This window comes from Formosa sp. F44, assembly GCF_056238645.1.
Genome location: NZ_JBWDLJ010000002.1, coordinates 475072 through 495468 on the forward strand (window position 1 = coordinate 475072; position 20397 = coordinate 495468).

Genomic DNA, 20397 nt, shown 5'->3' on the forward strand with positions numbered 1-20397 from the left:
AATTACAGGTTGATAATATTCTAGAAACATTACATTATAGATCTAGAAGAAAGGTTTGAAGATCTTCTTTAGAATCTATTGGAAGTTTTTTTCGGACTCTGTAGCGCGCAATTCGCACACTATCAGGGGTGATGCGAAGTATTGAAGCAATGTCTTTCGATGAGAGATTTAGCTTAAGAAGCATACATAATCGCAATTCGGAAGGTGTTAATTCCTTTGTAACAGCGTTTTTTAGCCTTTGAAAAAAATGTGGATTAATTTGTTCGAAATAACTAATGAATTCTGTCCACTCTTGTTCTTGAGATAAATCTAAATTAATCTCTTTTATGAGCGCTTCGAGCTTAGATTTGATTAATACCGTATTTCTATCTTTTATGTTTGTAAGCGTTCTTGATATGTCTGAAATCATTTTATTTTTGTGTGACAAATGCAAACTATAATTTGTAAGTGCCGAAATTTTAATGTCTATTTCTCTTTGTAACGTAGCTTCTTCTTGTGTTTTCTTATCTAGATTAGCTTGTAGTAATTCATTCTTATAATGCTGAATTTTGGATTGCTGTTTCTTGCGTTTTCTAAAATATAAGAACCATCCTAACAATAGCAACATAAGAAACGTGCAAGACAGTAAAATAATATTTTGTCTTATTGTATCTACCTCATGTTGCGTATTTAGTAGTTTTACTTGAGCTTCTCGTTCCTCGACTTCGTAGAGGATTTGTAAGGAACTAACTAATTCTGTATTTTGACTTTCAATCTGTTTTTCATTCAGTTCTTTATACTTTAACATATAATTGAACGCGGTTTTATAATCGTCTAAATCGGCATAAATTAAAGCCAAATCTTTAAGTGCGGATGCTTGTTGATGAGTGTTTTTAGCGGCCCTAGATTTTTGAAGCGCTAATACGGAGTAGGGAAGCGCTTCCTTTGGCTTCATCATTTTTCTATGGGCATCTCCAATATTATTTAGAATATTTATTTTAATATAAGACGGAATGCTTTTAGAGTAAGTTTTCGCTTTTAGAAAATAGTTTAGTGCCGGATCATATTGCTCGAGGTCTTCGTAAATACTTCCAATGTTTTCGTACGTAATAGCTAAACCGGTGCTGTCGGAAAGCGTTTTAAAAATAGCTAAACTTTCCTCCTGATTTTTTAATGCTAATTCGTAATTAGATTCTTTTTCGGCCACACTTCCTAATAGCCCGTAACAGATGGCTGTTCCTTTTTTAAAATTAATTTGTTCTGCAATGGCTAAACTTTTAGTTAAATAAGTCGTTGCATTTTTATATTGCTTTAAAGATAAGTAGATGCTACTCATTTTATTTCCAATATAAACCGCTGTTGTATCTGCCTGATTATGTTGTTCTAAAGCATTATGATAATGTTTTATAGCTTCGTTTTCTATACCTAAACGCTCATAGAAATTCCCAAGTTTAATATGTGAATTAATAATGGTTTGACGGTTCTTGTTATATTCTGCTTTATCCAATTGCACTTTTAATTCTGTGAAAACTGAATCTATGTTGGTACGAGAATTATTATGGGATTCTTGTGCGTGTACAGGCTTGTTGAAGAAAACAAAGGCACATAAAAATGATAAAATAATAGGGTTACAAGTAGTAATCCTTGTTAGGTAGCGTTTGGTCTTAAGTATAATCATGGCCAAAATTAAAAAATGTAATGTTACTTAAATATTACGTTTTTTAGGTTTTGACTTATTAAGCGTATTAACCGTTTTATTTACTTAATATAATATGCTTTCAGTACTAAAAAGAAGAATTTAGCATGGGTGATGGCATGGCAAGATTAGGGAGTATATCTGTAGGTATATTTGTTTTTGGAATAAAAAAAGCGAGGCATAAACCTCGCTTTTTATTATAAATTATGTGCTCTAAAAAAGATATTAATTTACTTTTTAGGATGTACTAATTTCATCTCTTTAATTAAGCGCTCTGCACCTGCATATTTATCGATTATAAATAATACGTAGCGAATATCGACCATAATATTTCTACAAATTTCAGGATCGTAATTCATATCGCTCATTGTTCCTTCCCATACACGGTCAAAATTTAATCCGATTAGGTTTCCTTTGGCATCAATAGCAGGACTTCCAGAATTCCCTCCAGTAGTATGGTTCGTTCCTAAAAAACATACAGGAAGTTTTCCGTTTTTGTCGGCGTAGCGTCCGTAATCTTTAGTGGTATATAAATCTTGAAGTTTTTGTGGCACATCAAACTCATAATCACCTGGAATATATTTTTCCATGACACCATCTAAATAAGATACCGGATTGTAGTAAACTGCGTCTCTAGGGGTGTAACCGCGCACCTGACCGTAAGTAACACGCAGTGTACTATTAGCATCTGGATAATAACGCTCGTTAGGAACAACTTGCATAAGTGCTTTCATATACTGTGTTTCTAAGGCATTTATTGCTGTGTTTTTCTCTTGGAAATCAGGTTCTATATTGGTGTAGAAATCTATTATAAAAGGCTTAGCATAGGCATAAGCAGCATCTTTGTTTAATTTCTCAAGAACTTCGGTACTCGAACCTTCTAGTAACGACATGGCACTATCAAGATTTGTAAATGCTGTTTTTTCGTAAATAGATGCATCTATATTTTCTGTGTAAAATGGCATTATAGCTTCAAAAACACCTTGGTCTACTTCTGCGTTAAAGTTTTTAAGTGTGCTTTTAATTTTACCTTGCATAGATTCTCTGGCTGCGTTAAAAGCATCTTCTCCTTTAAATGAAGCATTTTCCATTTGGGTTAGTCCAAACATCATAGACATAAGCTCGTTGGTTCTAACAAATATTTCAACAAAATTGCTTCGTTTTATATCTACAGGGGCAAACGCTTCATATTGAGTTTCAAGTTCAGGTAGTATATTTCCGAATTTACCTTCTAAATTTTGTTTTTTCAGGGCTTCGGTAAAGATCGCTTCTTCGGCTTGCTTTTTTGCAATGGCATTACTCTTCTTAATACCTGTGTTTTCCCCAATCCATTTTTTCCAATAATTTGCAATTCGTGCTTGTTTTGAAGCGTATTGAATACGAATTTCATCGCTTTCTTGCATTTTTTTGTCAATCACCTTTAACGCGGCTTCACGAATAGCAATGTTGCTAGGGTTTAATTGCTCTGTAATTTCCTTAATGGCAACGGCTGGTAGATATTCTTCGGTAGTTCCAGGAAAACCAAAAACTAAGGTGAAATCTCCTTCACTAATACCATCTAAAGATACTGGTAAAAAGTGCTTAGGCTTATAAGGTTTGTTGTCTTTAGAATACGCGGCTGGACGATTGTTTTTATCGGCATAAATTCTGAAAAGGGAAAAATCGCCCGTGTGTCTTGGCCAAACCCAGTTGTCTGTATCCGAACCAAATTTCCCAATACTTGTTGGAGGCGCACCAACTAAACGAATGTCTTCAAAACGCTCAGTAACAAATAAGAAATACTGGTTTCCTTTATAAAACGATTTTATTTTCGTGTTTTGCCAATCTTCTTTTTTGGTAGCCGATTGAATTCTGTTACTATTTCCATCTGTTTTAGCTTGCTTTTCTCTTGCCGTCATATTTTCTGTTACGCCCTCTAAAACCTGAGAAGTAACATCTTCAATACGAACAATAAATTCGACATACAATCCATTATTTGGTAATTCGTCTTCAAAATTTTTGGCCCAGAACCCATCTTTTAAATAATCATTTTCTAACGAAGAATGTGATTGGATTTGGCCGTAACCGCAGTGGTGGTTAGTTAGAAGTAAACCGCGTTTAGAAATGACTTCACTGGTGCAACCACCGTTAAAATGACCAATGGCATCTTTTAAACTAGACTGGTTAACATCGTAAATATCTTTGGCAGAAAGTTTGCTCCCCAAAGATTCCATATCGTCTTCGTTCATACCTTGAAGGAGTGAAGGAATCCACATACCACCCTGTTGTGCACTGACCTGAATGGTGATAAAAAGAATTAAAATCTTTATTAATTTCATGAGTTTATTTTTAAGTTTTGCAAAGATAAAAAAGGCTTGAATAAAACGGACAGTTTAGAAAAGTAAATACCACATCTGAATTTGGTTTAAATGAGCAAGAATATTCTAAATATGCAGTTCATCGGATATTTTGTGTAATTCCACTGATTTTTAGTAGTTTTGTAGTCCCAAATAGATCTAATATGGTAAAACAACTACTTTTAACCCTTATGTTTTCTCTGTTTTTAATTTCGGCTTTAAACGCGCAGGAAATTGAATATAAGAATAACGTTTACGAAGTAAAAGGCTCGTCTATATTGTTACATGGTTACGATGTCACCGAAAGTATAACATTAGACGATCAGCGTGCAATTTTCGAAGCATATGCTATTAGAGCAGAAGAATATAGAAAAGAAAAAAGAAACAAAAGGATACAGAATAAGGCGATAGCTAAAGCTTACCGAAAAGAATTAAGAGCTCAAGAAAAAGCAGAACGTATGTCTAATAACGAAAAGAGATTTGTGATTTTTTAATGCAAGACCATTTACATATCGCGCTAATTCAGACGGATTTAGTTTGGGAAGATCCTAACGCAAATCGCGATAATATTGAAGCGCTTATAGAATCTATTTCTGATGTGGTAGATATTATTGTACTTCCCGAGATGTTTACTACTGGCTTTACTATGAATGCCACAAAGCACGCAGAACTGCTTTCGGGTGTGTCTGTAACTTGGATGTCTAAACTCGCGGCTAAAAAACAGGCCGCTATTATGGGAAGTCTAATTATTTCCGAAGACAACAATTATTATAATCAGTTAATCTTCGCATATCCGAATGGCGATATAAAATCGTATAAAAAACGACATACTTTTACTCTAGCAGGGGAAGATAAAATTTACACAGCAGGTACAGAACGCACCATTATAGGATATAAAGGATGGTCGCTTTATCCGCTGGTCTGTTACGATTTAAGGTTTCCTGTATGGTCACGTTTTAATAACGATTACGAGGTGTTATTTTATGTAGCTAATTGGCCAAAACTACGTGTAAATGCTTGGGATGCTTTACTTCAAGCCAGAGCCATTGAAAACATGTGTTATTGTGTAGGTGTTAACCGTGTAGGCACAGATAAAAAAGGCCATGAGTATTCAGGGCATTCGGCTGTGTATAATACTTTAGGCGAAAAGATTTCTGAGTTTGTAGAGAACGAAGTTGGCTATCGCATTGTTGTTTTAAACAAAGAACATGTTGTAAACACCCGACAAAAATTTAAATTCCTTAACGACAGAGATACTTTTAGTTTAGAATAAACTCGTATTCAGAATCGAAACCTGAACGTACTTCAATCTCGTCCGGATAATAACTCACGCGTTCTGGTTGTATTTTCTTTAGATAACTACCTGTATCGTATTTCTTATTCTCATTTTTGTCGAATATTACTCTAATAAAATACTTTCCATTAGTCAGATACTTAAAGTCTATGGGTTTAGGCTCTGTGCTGTATTGTTCGTACTTTACTTCGCCTTTTGCATTGGTTAGTTGTACGATAATTGGATAAACAGCATTTCTTGGCAGTACACGTACATTCGGATAGTCGTCGTAACCCTTAGTTTGGAAAATAAATTGTAAAGTATCGTTTTTATTGTCGTAAAAGTCTGTTATCGCTTCAGGAAATAATTGTAAACGATATTTTGAGTTTTCTTGTTTATCAAACAAAAAACTAATGTTATTATTTAGTGTGTCCATTTTAGTGGTGAATGGCACAACTACAGAATCTTTATCTATAAAAGAAATAAAAGATTTATTTAGAGATTTAATTGGCGTTGTTGCAGTTAAAACAAAATCCTCATTAAAATTAATCGGTCCGTTAGGCGCACCTGTAACCGTTAAAGAATCCTGATATTTATCTGTAATTTTTACATTAAAAGTATCAACCACCGTATTTTTATAAGCAACCTTAAATAGTAAAGAATCAGTTTCTAGCTTTGGACGATACCAGTACAGTAAGGAGTCTGTTTTAGGGTGTTTAGTTATGCGTTCTTCAAAATCACTTGGGGTATCTGTTAGCAAGTCAATAGACATGTTTTCGTAATCTCCTTCATACCCAAATGCAATTTTTCCTTTAGAAACTAATCGAGGCTTAAAAGTTTTAAAATCTAAGTCTTCATTAAATAACTTTAAGACATAAGTGGTGTCTTTTGGTACGGTAATAAACTCTTCTAAAAATGCAATTTTATCTGTCTTTTGTTGAAATAAAAAATCTTGGTTTTCGTCCTTCATTGCAGTTAAAAGATACGTCCCTGCTTTTATGTTTTCTAACACAAACGAGGTTATACTGTCTAATGTGTTTGTAATATATTTAGGTTTCTTTTTATAGATAATCGAGTCGGTGTATGTCGAGTCTACTTCATATAAAGCTACCGTAACAAAATTATCTGGCTCCTTTAAGGTGGCATCCAATATTATTCCAGGTACTGTTAAAGAATCTATATAACTACCTGTGGAGAATACATATTTATAATACGGAAAAGGATTTCCTTCGTTATTATCCACAATACTGCTTCCAAAATTTATAGCATAAGTTGTGTTGGGAGCCAAAGTATCGTGAATTACAATGGTTAAGTATTTACTCGCTGTTCCTAAAGGTGTAATCTCAGGTTGCGTATCCATTGGAGGCGAAATAATAAGCTGTTTACTTAAATCTTTGGTTTTAATGTATTCGTTAAAATAGATTCTAATTTCCTTCGCCCTAAAATTTGTTGTGTAGTTTTCCGGCACCGATTTTGTAATAACAGGTGCAGTTTCATCTTTAGGTCCTCCAGAAGGGGTTCCTCTGTTGGCGCAATTTGCGATACATAGACATAGGACACTTATGAACAAAAAATTTGAAAGCGTTTTACTCATTATTCAATTAGAATTTACGCAAAGAAACAATTTATTTAGCAGTAACCGAAAACAGTTTAAGCAATTGCCATAACTGCAATGGATATTTTAACATTTTTAGCAGAACGCAGTAAATTTATACACGCTTCCAAGGTTGCTCCCGTGGTAATAATGTCGTCTACTATTAAAATGTGTTTGTTGTTTATTTTATCTAGATTCTGCGTGCTAAATATGGTGTTCGCATCGCTCCACCGGCTTAAACGGTTTTTAGATACTTGAGAATGTGTTTTTGTAATTTTAATTAACACATCGTCTATATAATTGGCCTGTAAAGCTTCTGCCAGTTGCATTCCGAATTTTGAAACCTGATTATAGCCACGTTTTTTAAGTTTCGTTTTATGTAACGGTACAGGTATAACCACATCTACAGTTTTATAAGCATCTAAAGTTTGTAAATCGCCACCCAACCAATCGCCTAAAAATGTTCCAATAGGCTCTTGTCCTTTATATTTTAACTGATGAATGAGTTTCTGAGTGATGCCTTTCTTTTCGAAACGTAGTAGGGCAGTAGCGTTTTCAACTTTCACTCGTCCGTAAAATATGTTCTTCACGCTGTCATCATTATTAAAATGAAACTGAGTAACGGGTAAGTTATGTCTGCAATCTGTACAAAGCGTCTGTTCACCATCGGCCAAAACATTCATACAACTGTAGCATACTTTAGGAAAGAAAATATTGAATATCGCTCCAAACATAAGTCCCAAAAGCATTAAATTACAAAATTTTACAATACTTTAAATAAAAGTTACGTTTAGTTTTCCGGCGTTTTATATTTTTGTAACATGGCAAATCAAGATGATCAATTTAAGAAGGTAATTTCTCATGCTAAGGAATACGGTTATGTGTTTCAGAGCAGTGAAATTTACGACGGTTTAAGTGCAGTATATGATTACGCACAAAACGGTGTGGAGTTAAAGAAAAATATACGCGACTATTGGTGGAAAGCGATGGTGCAAATGCATGAAAATATTGTAGGCCTAGATGCTGCAATATTTATGCATCCAACCACTTGGAAAGCTTCCGGCCATGTCGATGCCTTTAACGATCCATTAATAGATAATAAAGACTCTAAGAAGCGTTATAGAGCAGATGTTTTAATTGAAGACTATTGCGCGAAAATAGAGAACAAAATAGAAAAAGAAGTAGCTAAGGCGGCAAAACGTTTTGGAGACGCTTTCGATAAAGCAGAATTTGTAAGTACAAATGGACGTGTTGTAGGATACCAAGAGAAAATCGACAGTATTTTAGCACGTATGGGTAAATCTTTAGAAAATGAAGATTTAGTAGATGTTAAAGCACTTATAGACGAATTAGAAATTGCAGATCCATTAACGGGGTCTAAAAATTGGACTGAAGTAAAACAGTTTAATTTAATGTTCGGAACAAAAATAGGAGCCTCGGCAGATACAGCAATGGATCTATATTTACGTCCAGAAACAGCTCAAGGTATTTTTGTGAATTTCTTAAACGTTCAGAAAAGCGGACGTATGAAAATTCCTTTCGGAATTGCTCAAACAGGAAAAGCATTTAGAAACGAGATTGTGGCGCGACAGTTTATTTTCCGTATGCGTGAATTTGAACAAATGGAATTGCAATTTTTTGTTAAGCCAGGAACTCAAAAAGAATGGTACGAGCAGTGGAAACAAACACGTTTAAAATGGCATTTATCGCTAGGAATGGGAGAAGAAAATTACCGTTTCCACGATCACGATAAATTAGCACATTACGCAGATGCAGCAGCCGATATCGAGTTTAAATTCCCATTCGGATTTAAAGAATTAGAAGGGATTCACTCACGTACAGATTTCGATTTAAGTCAGCACGAAAAGCATTCTGGAAAGAAATTGCAATATTTCGATCATGAAGACAATAAGAGTTATGTTCCTTACGTGGTAGAAACATCAATCGGATTAGATCGTATGTTTTTAGCCGTATTCTCTAATTCTTTAGTAGAAGAAGAGCTGGAAAATAATACAACTAGAACCGTTTTAAAATTACCAGCAGTTTTAGCTCCTGTAAAAGCAGCCATTTTACCTTTAGTTAAAAAGGACGGTTTACCAGAAGTTGCAAAGAAAATTGTAGAAGATTTAAAATGGGATTTCAATGTGGCATACGATGAGAAAGATGCTGTTGGAAGACGTTACCGCAGACAAGATGCTAACGGAACACCGTTCTGTATCACTGTAGACCACGATACCTTAGAAGATAACATGGTTACTATTCGTCACAGAGACACTATGGAACAAACACGTGTTAAGATTGAAGATCTTCGTGATATTATAAAGAAAGAAGTAGATGTGCGTTCTTGGTTAATGAAAATGTAATAGAACCGTATATCGTATTATATAATAAACCTCAAGCTTATCGCTTGGGGTTTTTTTAGCTATAAATTTAAGATTAGAAATATGCTTTTAACTGCACACTTCCGGTATGAATACTATTACTTGTTTCTGTTTTTCTTCCAAAATAAGATAAGTTTAAATCTAAAAATTTGGTTATTTTTTTCTGAACCAAAACGGTCCAAGTAAAGTTTTTTCCAGGTTGTAAACCTTCCAACATTTGGTAGGCTACAGGTGTGTTTGCGTTTCCAAAATAGCTATTCGAAAAGTAATTAATTTCGGCACTAATAGCCGATTTCTGAACGTTAGAAACGGATAGTGAAGTCCCATATTTTTGCTGTTCTAATGTTTCAAAACTACCAATAGTGTTTTCTTTATTTGTGAATTGATAGAAGACATCAAACCGGGTGTTTTCATTCAGTAAATAGGTGAGTTTTGGATTAAACTGGGTTTCATCAATATTGTAATTTTTACTCACATAATTTTCGCTAATACTTTCGGTATTACTCGAACTGCTTAAAAGGGTAACCAACCAACTTTCGGCAAATTTATGATTGAAATTTAACTGATGACTTCGCACATTATTCTCAATAAATCCAATAGTTAAAATATTTCTCGCCTTATTTCTTAAAAAAGTATAAGAGGTAGTATACCGTTGTTTTCCACGATTAAAAAACAGTACGTTTCTAATATTTAACTGCAAACCAAGTTGGTTATCTTCCTCTTCTTTAAAAGGATTAATTTTAAATGTATTACCGTCTCTATTCGATTTTCTATCGATTAAATAAGCTGTTTGATTGTAAAAATGAGATAAGAACGACTTCGAACTAGACTCCGAGTTTATCCACTGTTGCGGATTTAAAGTCAGCGTCTGGCTCAATCTGTTTTGATGTGTTTTTATATACACTTGATTTGGTAATAAGACACGTATATATTTCCCTTCATCTTGAAATTGTGCGATTTCAAATTCCTCTAATTCCTGAATACCATTCCCGTTATAATCTATCCAAGTGTAGCTTCCTTGTCCGGGTTCTACTTCTACATAGGTAAAATCTTGCTGAGGTAGCGTTCCAGAATTGGTTTCAAAAATAGTGTTCCATTGCACCATTTGCTTAAAGAAACTTTGATTGTATATCAAACGAGAATTCAACGATTTTTCATTGTCTTCAAAAACGTTGTCTAGCGTTCTATAGTTTACATAAAGTGATAAATTAGTATTTGTGTTTTGTATTAGTCTTGAGTCTAAATAGTAGGTTTTAGAGGTATTAACGTGTTGTAATGCGTTGTTCTTAATACTGTCGTTTACTCGATATTTAAAACCTATTTCTGCAAAAATATTAGTGCTGTCCCCAATTCCTGTAAAGACTTCGTGACTTTTAAATTTCTGACTTAACGGTAAATACGTCTCTGTTATTTTGTCTTTTTGCTGATTGTTTTCAATAGCAAATTTTGCACCAACCCAAGGCTTTCCAAAACTGTAGGTCGCTGTGTTCGACGAGCGTAAAAAGGTTGAGGTGTTGCTGTTAGATTTAGAATCTAAATAACTTGAATTCGTGAAAAACTTAAACTTATCTAACTGAAGAAACCCACTAGCTACATGTCGGTTTCCATTAAAATTATTCTGATAACTTAAATGCTCGAACTGGTAGTTTAAAAATACGTTTTCAGGTCGTCGAAGTTGTAGTCCGGTTACCAATAATTTCTGGTTTCCAAACGTGTTTTCAATGTTCCAATCGCGATTAAATTCGGTGTTATAAAGCACTTCAATTGTTCTGAAATTTTCTTCGATATAATCAAAATCTGCAAATGCGTCAAGTTTCCAAAGGTTATCTTGGTCTATTATATTTTGATTGATTTTTAGCTTACCTGCAAACCCATCATTATTAGCATCGTCCAAATCTGAAAATAAATTTAAATCATTTTTACTTCCTGCACCTTCAAAATAGATGTTTGTTTTATTAGAAGGTTTGTAGGTTCCGTTAACAACTGCAATTTGTAATTTTGTTGGCGCAACAAGTCGTGTTACTGGAGCATAATTTCCTTGAGGGACACCATTTTGGGGAGCAATATATTCGTAAATATTGTTAATCGCATTAATGTCGCTTAAAATATAATCACCTTGATTGTCGCCAACTAAACTGAATTTTACACTATAAAGTTCGTCTTCCACATTGTTAGAAAACACAAAGATTTCTTGAGAATTAAATACATCTTTTCTGTATAAAATACGATTTTCGTTATAGGTTTCTGGTGTTGCCGAAGGCGATATCATTTTAGAACCATCATCTCCTGCTTCAGCCAGGATTTGTACCTGATCTGAGGATAAATTTTGCTGAATAGGGCTGTTTTTGGAATCGTTTTCAGAATAAACTGAGGCTCCAATGCTAAATTTTTCACTGGTATATTGGCCACCACCGTACCCAATAATTCTGGAGTAATTGCGCTCACTATATTGAAAATCGACTGTAATTCGCATTTCGGAAGTCACCGGAAATGTAGCGTTAAATATAATCTCTCCAGCATTATAATCTATAATATAATCGTTGGTTTCACCACGTTCTAGAGCAATTCCATTTACATAAACGGTTTCGCTACCAGATACAATTAATACAAAAAGTTCGTCGTTAGGACCTTTTAGTTTGTAAGGCCCCTGATTACCTTCTTGAGCGGTAAACTGACTCCGAGTAAATTGTCCTCGAACAACAGCTCCTGCCGCAAATACATCGGTTTTAGAGTGTTCATGGTCGAAGGTTGCATTCAAGGAAAGTCCTTGCACACGCTTACTAAAATTCGCAAAAAAGGTTTTGGTGTTTTGTAAATCGACATCTCCAGCTCGGATGTTCCAACTGTCGCTAAATATTTCAATAAAGACTTGGTCAAATTCATCTAAACGTTGCGAATAGCCACTTTCCTGTAACGGAATATTAGCATCTTGAATGGAGGCACGCAACGAAATCTTATCATTAAGTTTACCTGTTATTTGTAAGTCGAGTTCACTGTTTAAAACTGAATTTTGATTGTTACCCACTGTAACACCTCGCGAAATACTTCCAGACGTCGATAAACCATCAAAAGGGATGTATTTTTTTGTACTTGTAGATTGTGAGAGTTTATATAATTTCTGCTGATTATTAATATCCGAAAGAATAATACTTTCGTCCAACTGCCTGTATGTTTGTGTTAGAAACTCGGGGAATTTTAAATAAGATATTTCAATAGAATCCGTTGCAATAGGCTTCTTAAAAGTCAATAATGCCTTAGGGAAGTTTATCGTGTAAAAACTGCTGTCTATGTCTGTATGGTCTAGTGTTTTTAGTGTAAACCAACTGGGATTAATACTTACGCTATCTATAACTATACTATCGCTTACAGCTACCTTTACTGTTTTGTAATTGGTGTTTAGCTCTTGCGCAAATGTGCAAAGGCTAAAACAAAAACAGATTAAGGCGATTGTAAATTTCATGCAGTTTTTAAACCAGATTACACTTGTAGTTTTTACTCGCTAAACGTGTTTTGATGGTTTTATCGTTGTGTTAGTAGATTTCAGAAATTAGTTATAAAATCGTTTATAGATTAATGTGTTAAAAGGTCACTAAATTAATAGTGTAAAAGTAACGTATTATTTAATTTAGCTGAAATTCTATAAAAAATAAGCGCACCGAATTTAATTAACGCAAAAAGCGTTTAAATATTGATACAAACGCGCAATAAAACAGTAAAAATGAAGATAATCTCTTACAATGTAAATGGTATTCGTGCCGCCTTAAAAAAAGGATTTATAGATTGGTTAAAAAGTGCAAATCCAGATGTGATCTGTTTGCAGGAAATTAAGGCCAACGAAGACCAATTAGATTTAGAAATTTTTACTGAAGCAGGATATCTCTATAATTACTGGTATAGCGCTCAAAAGAAAGGATATAGCGGTGTTGCTATACTGAGTAAAATAAAACCAAACCATGTAGAATTTGGCACAGGAATTGAGTCTATGGATTTCGAAGGACGTAATATTCGTGCCGATTTTGACGATGTTTCTGTAATGAGTTTATACTTGCCGTCGGGAACAAATTTGGCGCGTTTAGAACATAAATTCGAGTATATGGCCATGTTTCAGGACTATATTACCGAATTAAAGCAAGACATTCCAAACTTGGTTATTTGTGGCGATTATAATATTTGTCACGAAGCTATCGATATTCACGATCCAGTTAGAAATAAAAAAGTATCTGGATTTTTGCCAGTAGAGCGAGAGTGGATTGGTACGTTTATGGATAGCGGATTTATTGATTCGTTTAGATATTTCAATTCAGAACCGGATCATTACAGTTGGTGGAGTTACCGTGCAAACGCTAGAAATAATAATAAAGGTTGGCGTATAGATTATTGCTTGGTTGCGAATCCTTTGGAAAACAGATTGAAGCGTGCTGTTATTTTGCCGGAAGCAAAGCATAGCGATCACTGTCCGATTTTAGTAGAAATAGAATAGTTATAATTAACCTATAATCTTTATCGTATGAATTTTAAATTATTTTTATCGGCATTATCAATAGTGGTTGCTACAACATCTTGCGTAGCACCTAGAGTTTATAAAGATTTAGAAACTAGGCATGAAGCACTAAAGAAAGAAAATCAATCTTTAATGGATGAAAATTCGGAATTATCTGCCGCCAAAACCCAATTGGAAAACGAATTAAGTGCATTGCAAAAAAATTATGACGATACTGTAGTGAAGCGAGATCGTCTGCAAAGTGAGTATGATGCTTTAAAAGCTAATAACGATCATTTACAAAACTCTTACGATGCTTTAGAGAAAAATAGTTCGGCTGCGATTGCGCAAAATGTGCAACAAAACAGAGAATTATTGGCTCAATTAGAAGCAAAAGAACAAGCATTAGCGGCAGAGAATACGCGATTAGAAGAATTAAAGTCGCAGTTAGAATCACGATCTGCCCGTGTAGCAGAATTAGAGCGTGTCATTGCACAGAAAGATGCTAGTATGAAGGCTTTAAAAGATGCTATTTCTAGAGCTTTAACAGATTTTGAAGGGAAAGGTTTAACGGTGGAGCAACGCGACGGAAAAGTTTATATCTCTATGGAGAATAAACTGTTGTTTAGTTCAGGAAGTTGGGCGGTAGGTGCCGAAGGCCGAAGAGCTGTAAATCAGTTAGGGAATGTATTGTCGTTAAATCCGGATATAGCTGTACTTATTGAAGGACATACAGACGATGTGCCTTACAAAGGTAGTGGTCAATTATCGGGAAACTGGGATCTGTCTACAAAACGAGCTACTGCAATTGTGAATATTTTACAAGAAAATAAAGAAATAAATCCAGAAAGTTTAACCGCAGCAGGTCGAGGTGAGTTTGCGCCAATTGCCTCAAATTCAACTTCGGAAGGTCGTGCTAAGAATAGAAGGATAGAAGTTATTTTAACACCTAAGTTAGACGAGATATCTAAACTTTTAAACGATATCTAAGAGCGCTTCAACTCTCAATGTGTTTACAGATAAACGCTAAATAGTTCCGTGTAATTTATATTAATTATACAGACATTTAGCGTTTATTTTTTTCTTCTTGGTTGAAATTAATTTTAACTTAGTAGCTTCAGTTAATTTCACATTTATAAAGAGTATGAAGCATGTTTTTTGGGTTTTCTGTCTGGTCATTCTTTCGGCCTGTAATTCTAAAACCAAACAATCAGATTATGTTGCTGTAGAAGATTTTAAATTACAACATAGAGATGGTTTTGTTGGAGATTCCCAATGTATGGAGTGTCATAAAGGAGTGTACGATGATTGGACAGGTTCTGACCATGATTTAGCCATGCAAATTGCTAATGATTCTACTATTCTAGGTGATTTTAATGATGTTAAAACCATAATCGATGGTGTGTCTTATCATTTTACAAAAGCAGATGATAAATTTATGGTACATGTAAAAGAAATTGATGGTAGTGAAGCCGACTATGAAATTGCATATGCCTTTGGGGTTAGACCGCTTCAGCAATATTTAATAGATTTTGACAGAGGAAGAAAACAAGTGCTTCGTGTAACTTGGGATACAGAAAAAAAGGTTTGGTTTCACCAATATAATGGCGATGAAATCGATCCGCACGATTGGTTGCACTGGACAGAAACAGCCCAGAATTGGAATACCATGTGTGCCGAATGTCATTCTACAAACCTAGAAAAAGATTACAATGTAGATACCGATACTTATAATACTTCTTATTCTATAATTAATGTGAGTTGCGAAAGTTGCCATGGTCCCGCCGAACGCCATGTGTATTGGGCAGAAAATGTGCAAGATAGTACGCATACAGAAAACACATATATTATACCTGGTAACTCTCAGTTTAGTCAGATGAATATGTGTGCACCTTGCCATGCAAGACGTTCACGATTAACCGAAAAAATGATTCCAGGGACTCATTTTGAAGATCAGTATTTACTGTCTAATATCTCTAACGATTTGTATCATGGAGACGGACAAATTGAAGATGAAGATTATGTATATGGTTCTTTTCTTCAAAGTAAAATGTACCACGAAGGTGTAAAGTGTTCGGATTGTCATGATCCACATACTTTAAAAATTAAATTTCCTGGGAATGCAGCTTGTATTCAATGCCACGGTACAGAATACGATCAGCCTAGTCATCACTTTCATCAACGCGAAACAGATGGATCGCAATGTGTAAACTGTCACATGACCGGTGCTGTTTATATGGGGAACGATTTTAGACGAGATCATAGTTTTAGAGTGCCAAGACCAGATCAAAGTGTCGAGTATGGTACTCCAAACGCATGTACGCAATGTCATCAAGATAAATCAGACCAATGGGCGGCAGATCAGGTTGTAGATTGGTATGGTCCTGATCGTGCAGATCATTATTCAGATCAATTATTAATCAGTAATAAATCGACTATAAGCGTTCAAGAGCGTAAAGGATTAGATACGTTTATTAATAATTTAAATTATCCTGCCATTGCAAGATCTACGGTAATTGCCGGCTTAGAAATAAGTAGTCAAGAACATGTCGATGCCTTAATTAAAAGTTTAGACGATCCTTCTCCAATGGTTCGATTTAATGCACTTCAGAGATTTAGAAATATGAATCCGCAAGATCGTATTGCTATTGCTCAAAAACATTTAAGCGATACAACACGAGTAGTTAGAATTGGAGCTGTACAATTATTAACGGGTATAGATTCTCAGGCATTAGCCACAATAAATCAGTCAGAATATAGTAAGGCGAGGCACGAATTGGAAACGATGATGTTTACGAACGCAGATTTTGCCTCTGGACGCCTTCAGTTAGGCGATTATTATCTTCAGAATAACGATGTAGATAACGCGATTGCTAACTACAAATTAGCCTTAAAGAAAGATAGTTTGTTATTACCCGTATATTCTAACTTAGCCACATCTTACAGTTTAAAAGGAAACGCTTCTTCTGCCTTAGAGACTTTAAATATTTGGTTACGTAAAGAACCAAAAGCAGGACGCGCATATTATTTACGAGCTCTTTTAAATTTTGAATTAAAAGAAAATGATGCCGCGGTTTCCGATTTAAAACAAGCTATAAAATTAGATCCTCAGGATACGCGCTCTATGTATAATTTAGCGACATTCTATTACCAAAATAAAAAGTTTGCAGATGCTGAACACTATATATTAAAAGCATTAAAAATATATCCAACCGATCAGGATTATCAGTATTTACTTGCTTTAGTTTACCAAGGACAAGGTAAAATGGAAGACAGTAATCGTATCATGCAGGCTATTCAAGCAAATCAAAACAACATATAACGGGAAAGTTCAAAATGAAATATACAACATTACCTCATTCAGATATTAAGGTTAGCAAACTCTGTTTAGGAACCATGACTTGGGGAAATCAGAATACGCAAGAAGAAGGATTCGAGCAAATGAATTATGCTGTAGAACAAGGCATAAATTTCTTTGACACGGCCGAATTATATCCTGTGCCAGCACAAGAATCGACGTATGCAGAAACCGAACGTATTATTGGAAAATGGTTAAAACAGACAGGAAAACGAGAAGATATTGTTTTGGCTTCCAAAATTGCAGGAACAGGCGATTATACGGCACATATTAGAACAAATGGGTTTGCGCCAGAAGCGATTGAAAGTGCTATAGAGAATAGCTTAAAACGCTTGCAGACAGATTATATAGACTTGTTTCAATTACATTGGCCGGAACGTGAATCTAATTTTTTTGGAACACGCGATTATAAACACAATCCGAACGATCCTTGGGAAGATAATTTTAACGAGGTCTTAAACAGTCTAGATAAAGCCATTCAGGCGGGGAAAATCCGTAATATTGGAATATCCAATGAGAAAGCTTGGGGAGCAATGCGCTATTTAGAAGAGTCTAAATATAATGCGAAGCCTAGAATGAAAACCATTCAGAATTCGTATTCGCTAATAAACAGAGGTTTCGAAACTGATTTAGCAGAAATAGCTATGCGAGAAGGTCTAGGACTTTTAGCCTATTCGCCAATGGCATTTGGAGTGTTGTCTGGTAAGTATGTAGAAGGTTTGGCAAATGAAAACTCGAGGTTAAATTTATATCCGCGTTTTTCACGTTATAGTAGTGTGAATTGTACTAAAGCTGTAACACAATATTTACAAGTAGCAAAAGATCATGGCTTAAGTTTGGCTCAAATGTCTTTAGCATTTGTAACCCAACAACCCTTTGTAACTAGTAATATAATTGGAGCATCGAAGATGGAACAACTAAAAGAAAATATTGCTAGTATTGAGGTGGATTTAACAGATGAGATTATTGCTGAAATTAATAAGATACATGAAGATATCCCTAATCCAGCAACTTAATTATTGAACGTTTAGAAGATGTGTTTTAAATTTGTATGGAGTTGAAATTGCTTCAAAAGAGAGGCTCTAGAACTCAGGAGTTTGAATTGATTAATGATAGCGAATTATTAATTAAAGAGAAAAATTTTCTAAATTCTAAAGAATGGACTGTAGATATAGAATCTATTGGACATCAAAAAATTATAGAAGCACATTCTAGAAACGGACTACGAATTGTAGGTAGTTGCTTTATTTTAATAGCACTAACGAGTTGGATTGCTTTTTTTGTTGAAGATAATTTAAACGGAGAATTCGACGGGTTAATTTGGGCTGGCTTATTTTCTTTAGTATTAGGGATAACGTGTTTTAAGGCACCGCTTAATAATTTGCTAATTTTAAATGGAGGGTATTCTAATTTAAAGTTTTTTTTGGATTCGCCTTCCCGAGAAGAGGTAGAAGCTTTTGTGAATACATTAATAGCCTTGTCTAAAGATAAATTACGACAAAAATACTCTAGAGTAGATTCGGATATTCCAGAAGACACCTTTATGAATCAATTAAATTGGTTACTTAATTCTAAGTTAATCAATGAAAAGGAATACGAGGAAAAGAAAATAGAATACAAGCTTTCTAAATTAATTAAATAAGTTTGATTTAATTTAGATCTTATTTTACCGCATAAAAAAAGCCTTACTTTAAATAAGTAAGGCTTTTCTATTAGTTGATTTGATTACCATCTTTATCAAAAAAGTGGTATTCTAGATATGTGTAAGCATCTCTGGGCATAATTTTTACCCATTTTTTGTGTTCAATAAACCATTTTGAACGTATGGATGGGAAGCCTGTTGTTAAAAAGGCTGCTATAAAAGGATGTGTGTTTAAAACGATCTTTTTATAGTCTTTTTTTAATAGTCGCTCAAGTTCTTGCGTTATTTTTTGTACCAATACTATTGGTGCTTCAACTTCTTCGCCTTGAACACCGTTTGGGTTATCTTCACGGGTTTTTATGTTCATTTCTGGACGAACACGCTGTCTTGTAATTTGTATCAACCCAAATTTACTTGGAGGTAATATTTTGTGTTTCGCTCTATCATCCTTCATTTCATCACGAAGGTAATTGTAGAGTGTCTTTCTGTTTTCAGCATTGGTCATGTCTATAAAGTCGACAACTATAATACCTCCCATGTCGCGCAGACGAAGTTGTCTCGCAATCTCTTGGGCGGCTATCATATTGACTTCTAATGCTGTGTCTTCTTGAGAATTGGCTTTGTTAGAGCGGTTACCGCTGTTAACATCTACAACATGCAGGGCTTCGGTGTGTTCTACTACCAAGTAGGCGCCTTTTGCCATAGAAACCGTTTTTCCAAACGACGTTTTAATTTGTCTTTCTACTCCAAATTTTTCAAAAATAGGAACATTAGACTGATACAATTTGACTATTGATTCTTTGTTAGGTGCAATAAGTTGCACATAGTCTTTAATTTGGTGATAAAGTTCTTCATCATCAACCTGTATGCTTGTAAAGGTGTCGTTAAAAATATCTCGTAATATAGACGAGGCTTTGTTTAATTCTCCTAAAACTTTACTAGGGTGATGTGCTTTGTTAAGTTTCTTACACATTGCGGTCCAACGACCAAGCAAATTTTGCAAGTCTTTATCTAATTCGGCAACTTTCTTGCCTTCTGCTACTGTACGAACAATAATCCCAAAACCTGGAGGCGTAATGCTTTTAACCAGACGCTTTAGGCGGTCTTTTTCTGCTTTGTCTTCAATTTTTTGTGATATTGAAATACGATCGGAAAAAGGAACAAGAACAATATATCTACCAGCAATAGAAAGCTCTGAGCTTATTCTAGGGCCTTTGGTAGAGATGGGTTCTTTTACAATTTGTACGAGTAATGATTGATTAGATTTTAAGGCGTCTACGACGCTTCCATTCTTATCAATCTCTTTTTCAAAAGGAAAATCTTTTAAAAAGAAATCTTTTAGTTTACCTGTGCTTACACTCTTTGTGAATTTTAAAAGTGAAGGAAGTTTAGGTCCCAAATCGTGATAGTGTAAAAAGGCATCTTTTTCGTAGCCTACGTTTACAAAAGCAGCGTTTAGTCCTGGAACAGTTTTTCTTATTTTGGCGATAAACACGTCACCAACAGAAAAGTTATTCCCTCCTTCGTCTTTATGTAATTCAATAAGTTTTCCATCTTTTAATAAGGCAAAATCAACATGTTGGGGATTAGATCTTACGATCAATTCTTTATCCATTTCGTTAATTTATATCCATACTATTAAGTTTGAAATTTAAAGT

The 20397-nt window shown here is 34.6% G+C and carries 14 protein-coding genes; 8 read left to right on the top strand and 6 right to left on the bottom strand.

Going from position 1 to position 20397, the window contains the following annotated elements; translation table 11 throughout:
* Window positions 1-34: 34 nt before the first annotated feature.
* Window positions 35-1657, bottom strand: coding sequence for a tetratricopeptide repeat protein (locus tag AC0UBM_RS07005; RefSeq protein ID WP_475688155.1), 1623 nt, complete (start codon window positions 1655-1657; stop codon window positions 35-37).
* 248 nt (window positions 1658-1905) lie between these two features.
* The gene (locus tag AC0UBM_RS07010; protein ID WP_475688156.1) at window positions 1906-3993 is read right to left on the bottom strand and encodes a S46 family peptidase; all 2088 of its coding nucleotides are present in this window, start codon (window positions 3991-3993) and stop codon (window positions 1906-1908) included.
* Between the two features lie 182 nt (window positions 3994-4175).
* Between AC0UBM_RS07010 and AC0UBM_RS07015 the strand changes: the two genes are divergently transcribed.
* Both AC0UBM_RS07015 and AC0UBM_RS07020 read left to right on the top strand, forming a co-directional pair.
* Complete coding sequence (locus AC0UBM_RS07015; protein ID WP_414035628.1) at window positions 4176-4505, top strand: hypothetical protein; 330 nt, start codon at window positions 4176-4178, stop codon at window positions 4503-4505.
* On the top strand, window positions 4505-5284 hold the full coding sequence (locus AC0UBM_RS07020) for an amidohydrolase (protein WP_475688157.1): 780 nt from the start codon (window positions 4505-4507) through the stop codon (window positions 5282-5284). Before AC0UBM_RS07015 ends, AC0UBM_RS07020 begins: the two co-directional genes overlap by 1 nt.
* Here AC0UBM_RS07020 and AC0UBM_RS07025 read toward each other — a convergent pair.
* Together AC0UBM_RS07025 and AC0UBM_RS07030 are read right to left on the bottom strand one after the other, a co-directional pair.
* Window positions 5271-6854 carry an Ig-like domain-containing domain gene (locus AC0UBM_RS07025; protein WP_475688158.1) on the bottom strand — a complete coding sequence of 528 codons (1584 nt, stop codon included), beginning with the start codon at window positions 6852-6854 and terminating at the stop codon, window positions 5271-5273. The two genes, AC0UBM_RS07020 and AC0UBM_RS07025, sit on opposite strands and share 14 nt — an antisense overlap.
* A gap of 80 nt (window positions 6855-6934) precedes the next feature.
* Window positions 6935-7627, bottom strand: a complete 693-nt coding sequence (locus AC0UBM_RS07030) for a ComF family protein (protein ID WP_414035625.1) — start codon at window positions 7625-7627, stop codon at window positions 6935-6937.
* Window positions 7628-7699: 72 nt separating this feature from the next.
* Here AC0UBM_RS07030 and AC0UBM_RS07035 point away from each other — a divergent pair, with 72 nt between their 5' ends.
* On the top strand, window positions 7700-9241 hold the full coding sequence (locus tag AC0UBM_RS07035; protein ID WP_434037420.1) for a glycine--tRNA ligase: 1542 nt from the start codon (window positions 7700-7702) through the stop codon (window positions 9239-9241).
* Window positions 9242-9314: 73 nt separating this feature from the next.
* Here the strand turns inward: AC0UBM_RS07035 and AC0UBM_RS07040 are convergent, their stop codons facing one another.
* The gene (locus AC0UBM_RS07040; RefSeq protein WP_475688159.1) at window positions 9315-12719 is read right to left on the bottom strand and encodes a hypothetical protein; all 3405 of its coding nucleotides are present in this window, start codon (window positions 12717-12719) and stop codon (window positions 9315-9317) included.
* A gap of 258 nt (window positions 12720-12977) precedes the next feature.
* Here AC0UBM_RS07040 and AC0UBM_RS07045 point away from each other — a divergent pair, with 258 nt between their 5' ends.
* From AC0UBM_RS07045 to AC0UBM_RS07065, 5 genes are all read left to right on the top strand, one after another.
* Window positions 12978-13739, top strand: a complete 762-nt coding sequence (locus AC0UBM_RS07045; protein WP_434037422.1) for an exodeoxyribonuclease III — start codon at window positions 12978-12980, stop codon at window positions 13737-13739.
* A gap of 27 nt (window positions 13740-13766) precedes the next feature.
* Window positions 13767-14729 carry an OmpA/MotB family protein gene (locus AC0UBM_RS07050; protein ID WP_434037423.1) on the top strand — a complete coding sequence of 321 codons (963 nt, stop codon included), beginning with the start codon at window positions 13767-13769 and terminating at the stop codon, window positions 14727-14729.
* Window positions 14730-14883: 154 nt separating this feature from the next.
* On the top strand, window positions 14884-17061 hold the full coding sequence (locus AC0UBM_RS07055; RefSeq protein WP_475688160.1) for a tetratricopeptide repeat protein: 2178 nt from the start codon (window positions 14884-14886) through the stop codon (window positions 17059-17061).
* A 14-nt stretch (window positions 17062-17075) separates the two neighbouring features.
* Window positions 17076-18113 (top strand): aldo/keto reductase, encoded by a 1038-nt coding sequence (locus AC0UBM_RS07060; RefSeq protein ID WP_475688161.1) that lies wholly within the window; start codon window positions 17076-17078, stop codon window positions 18111-18113.
* Window positions 18114-18148: 35 nt separating this feature from the next.
* Window positions 18149-18739 (top strand): hypothetical protein, encoded by a 591-nt coding sequence (locus tag AC0UBM_RS07065; RefSeq protein ID WP_475688162.1) that lies wholly within the window; start codon window positions 18149-18151, stop codon window positions 18737-18739.
* 70 nt (window positions 18740-18809) lie between these two features.
* Here the strand turns inward: AC0UBM_RS07065 and AC0UBM_RS07070 are convergent, their stop codons facing one another.
* Window positions 18810-20354, bottom strand: coding sequence for an Rne/Rng family ribonuclease (locus AC0UBM_RS07070; RefSeq protein ID WP_434037427.1), 1545 nt, complete (start codon window positions 20352-20354; stop codon window positions 18810-18812).
* Between the last annotated feature and the right edge of the window lie 43 nt (window positions 20355-20397).

Coding starts and splice junctions, on each gene's coding strand:
- AC0UBM_RS07005 (WP_475688155.1), bottom strand. CDS start 1,657: ATGATTATACTTAAGACCAAACGCTACCTAACAAGGATTACTACTTGT.
- AC0UBM_RS07010 (WP_475688156.1), bottom strand. CDS start 3,993: ATGAAATTAATAAAGATTTTAATTCTTTTTATCACCATTCAGGTCAGT.
- AC0UBM_RS07070 (WP_434037427.1), bottom strand. CDS start 20,354: ATGGATAAAGAATTGATCGTAAGATCTAATCCCCAACATGTTGATTTT.
- AC0UBM_RS07050 (WP_434037423.1), top strand. CDS start 13,767: ATGAATTTTAAATTATTTTTATCGGCATTATCAATAGTGGTTGCTACA.
- AC0UBM_RS07030 (WP_414035625.1), bottom strand. CDS start 7,627: ATGCTTTTGGGACTTATGTTTGGAGCGATATTCAATATTTTCTTTCCT.
- AC0UBM_RS07015 (WP_414035628.1), top strand. CDS start 4,176: ATGGTAAAACAACTACTTTTAACCCTTATGTTTTCTCTGTTTTTAATT.
- AC0UBM_RS07035 (WP_434037420.1), top strand. CDS start 7,700: ATGGCAAATCAAGATGATCAATTTAAGAAGGTAATTTCTCATGCTAAG.
- AC0UBM_RS07060 (WP_475688161.1), top strand. CDS start 17,076: ATGAAATATACAACATTACCTCATTCAGATATTAAGGTTAGCAAACTC.
- AC0UBM_RS07020 (WP_475688157.1), top strand. CDS start 4,505: ATGCAAGACCATTTACATATCGCGCTAATTCAGACGGATTTAGTTTGG.
- AC0UBM_RS07055 (WP_475688160.1), top strand. CDS start 14,884: ATGAAGCATGTTTTTTGGGTTTTCTGTCTGGTCATTCTTTCGGCCTGT.
- AC0UBM_RS07045 (WP_434037422.1), top strand. CDS start 12,978: ATGAAGATAATCTCTTACAATGTAAATGGTATTCGTGCCGCCTTAAAA.
- AC0UBM_RS07065 (WP_475688162.1), top strand. CDS start 18,149: ATGGAGTTGAAATTGCTTCAAAAGAGAGGCTCTAGAACTCAGGAGTTT.
- AC0UBM_RS07040 (WP_475688159.1), bottom strand. CDS start 12,719: ATGAAATTTACAATCGCCTTAATCTGTTTTTGTTTTAGCCTTTGCACA.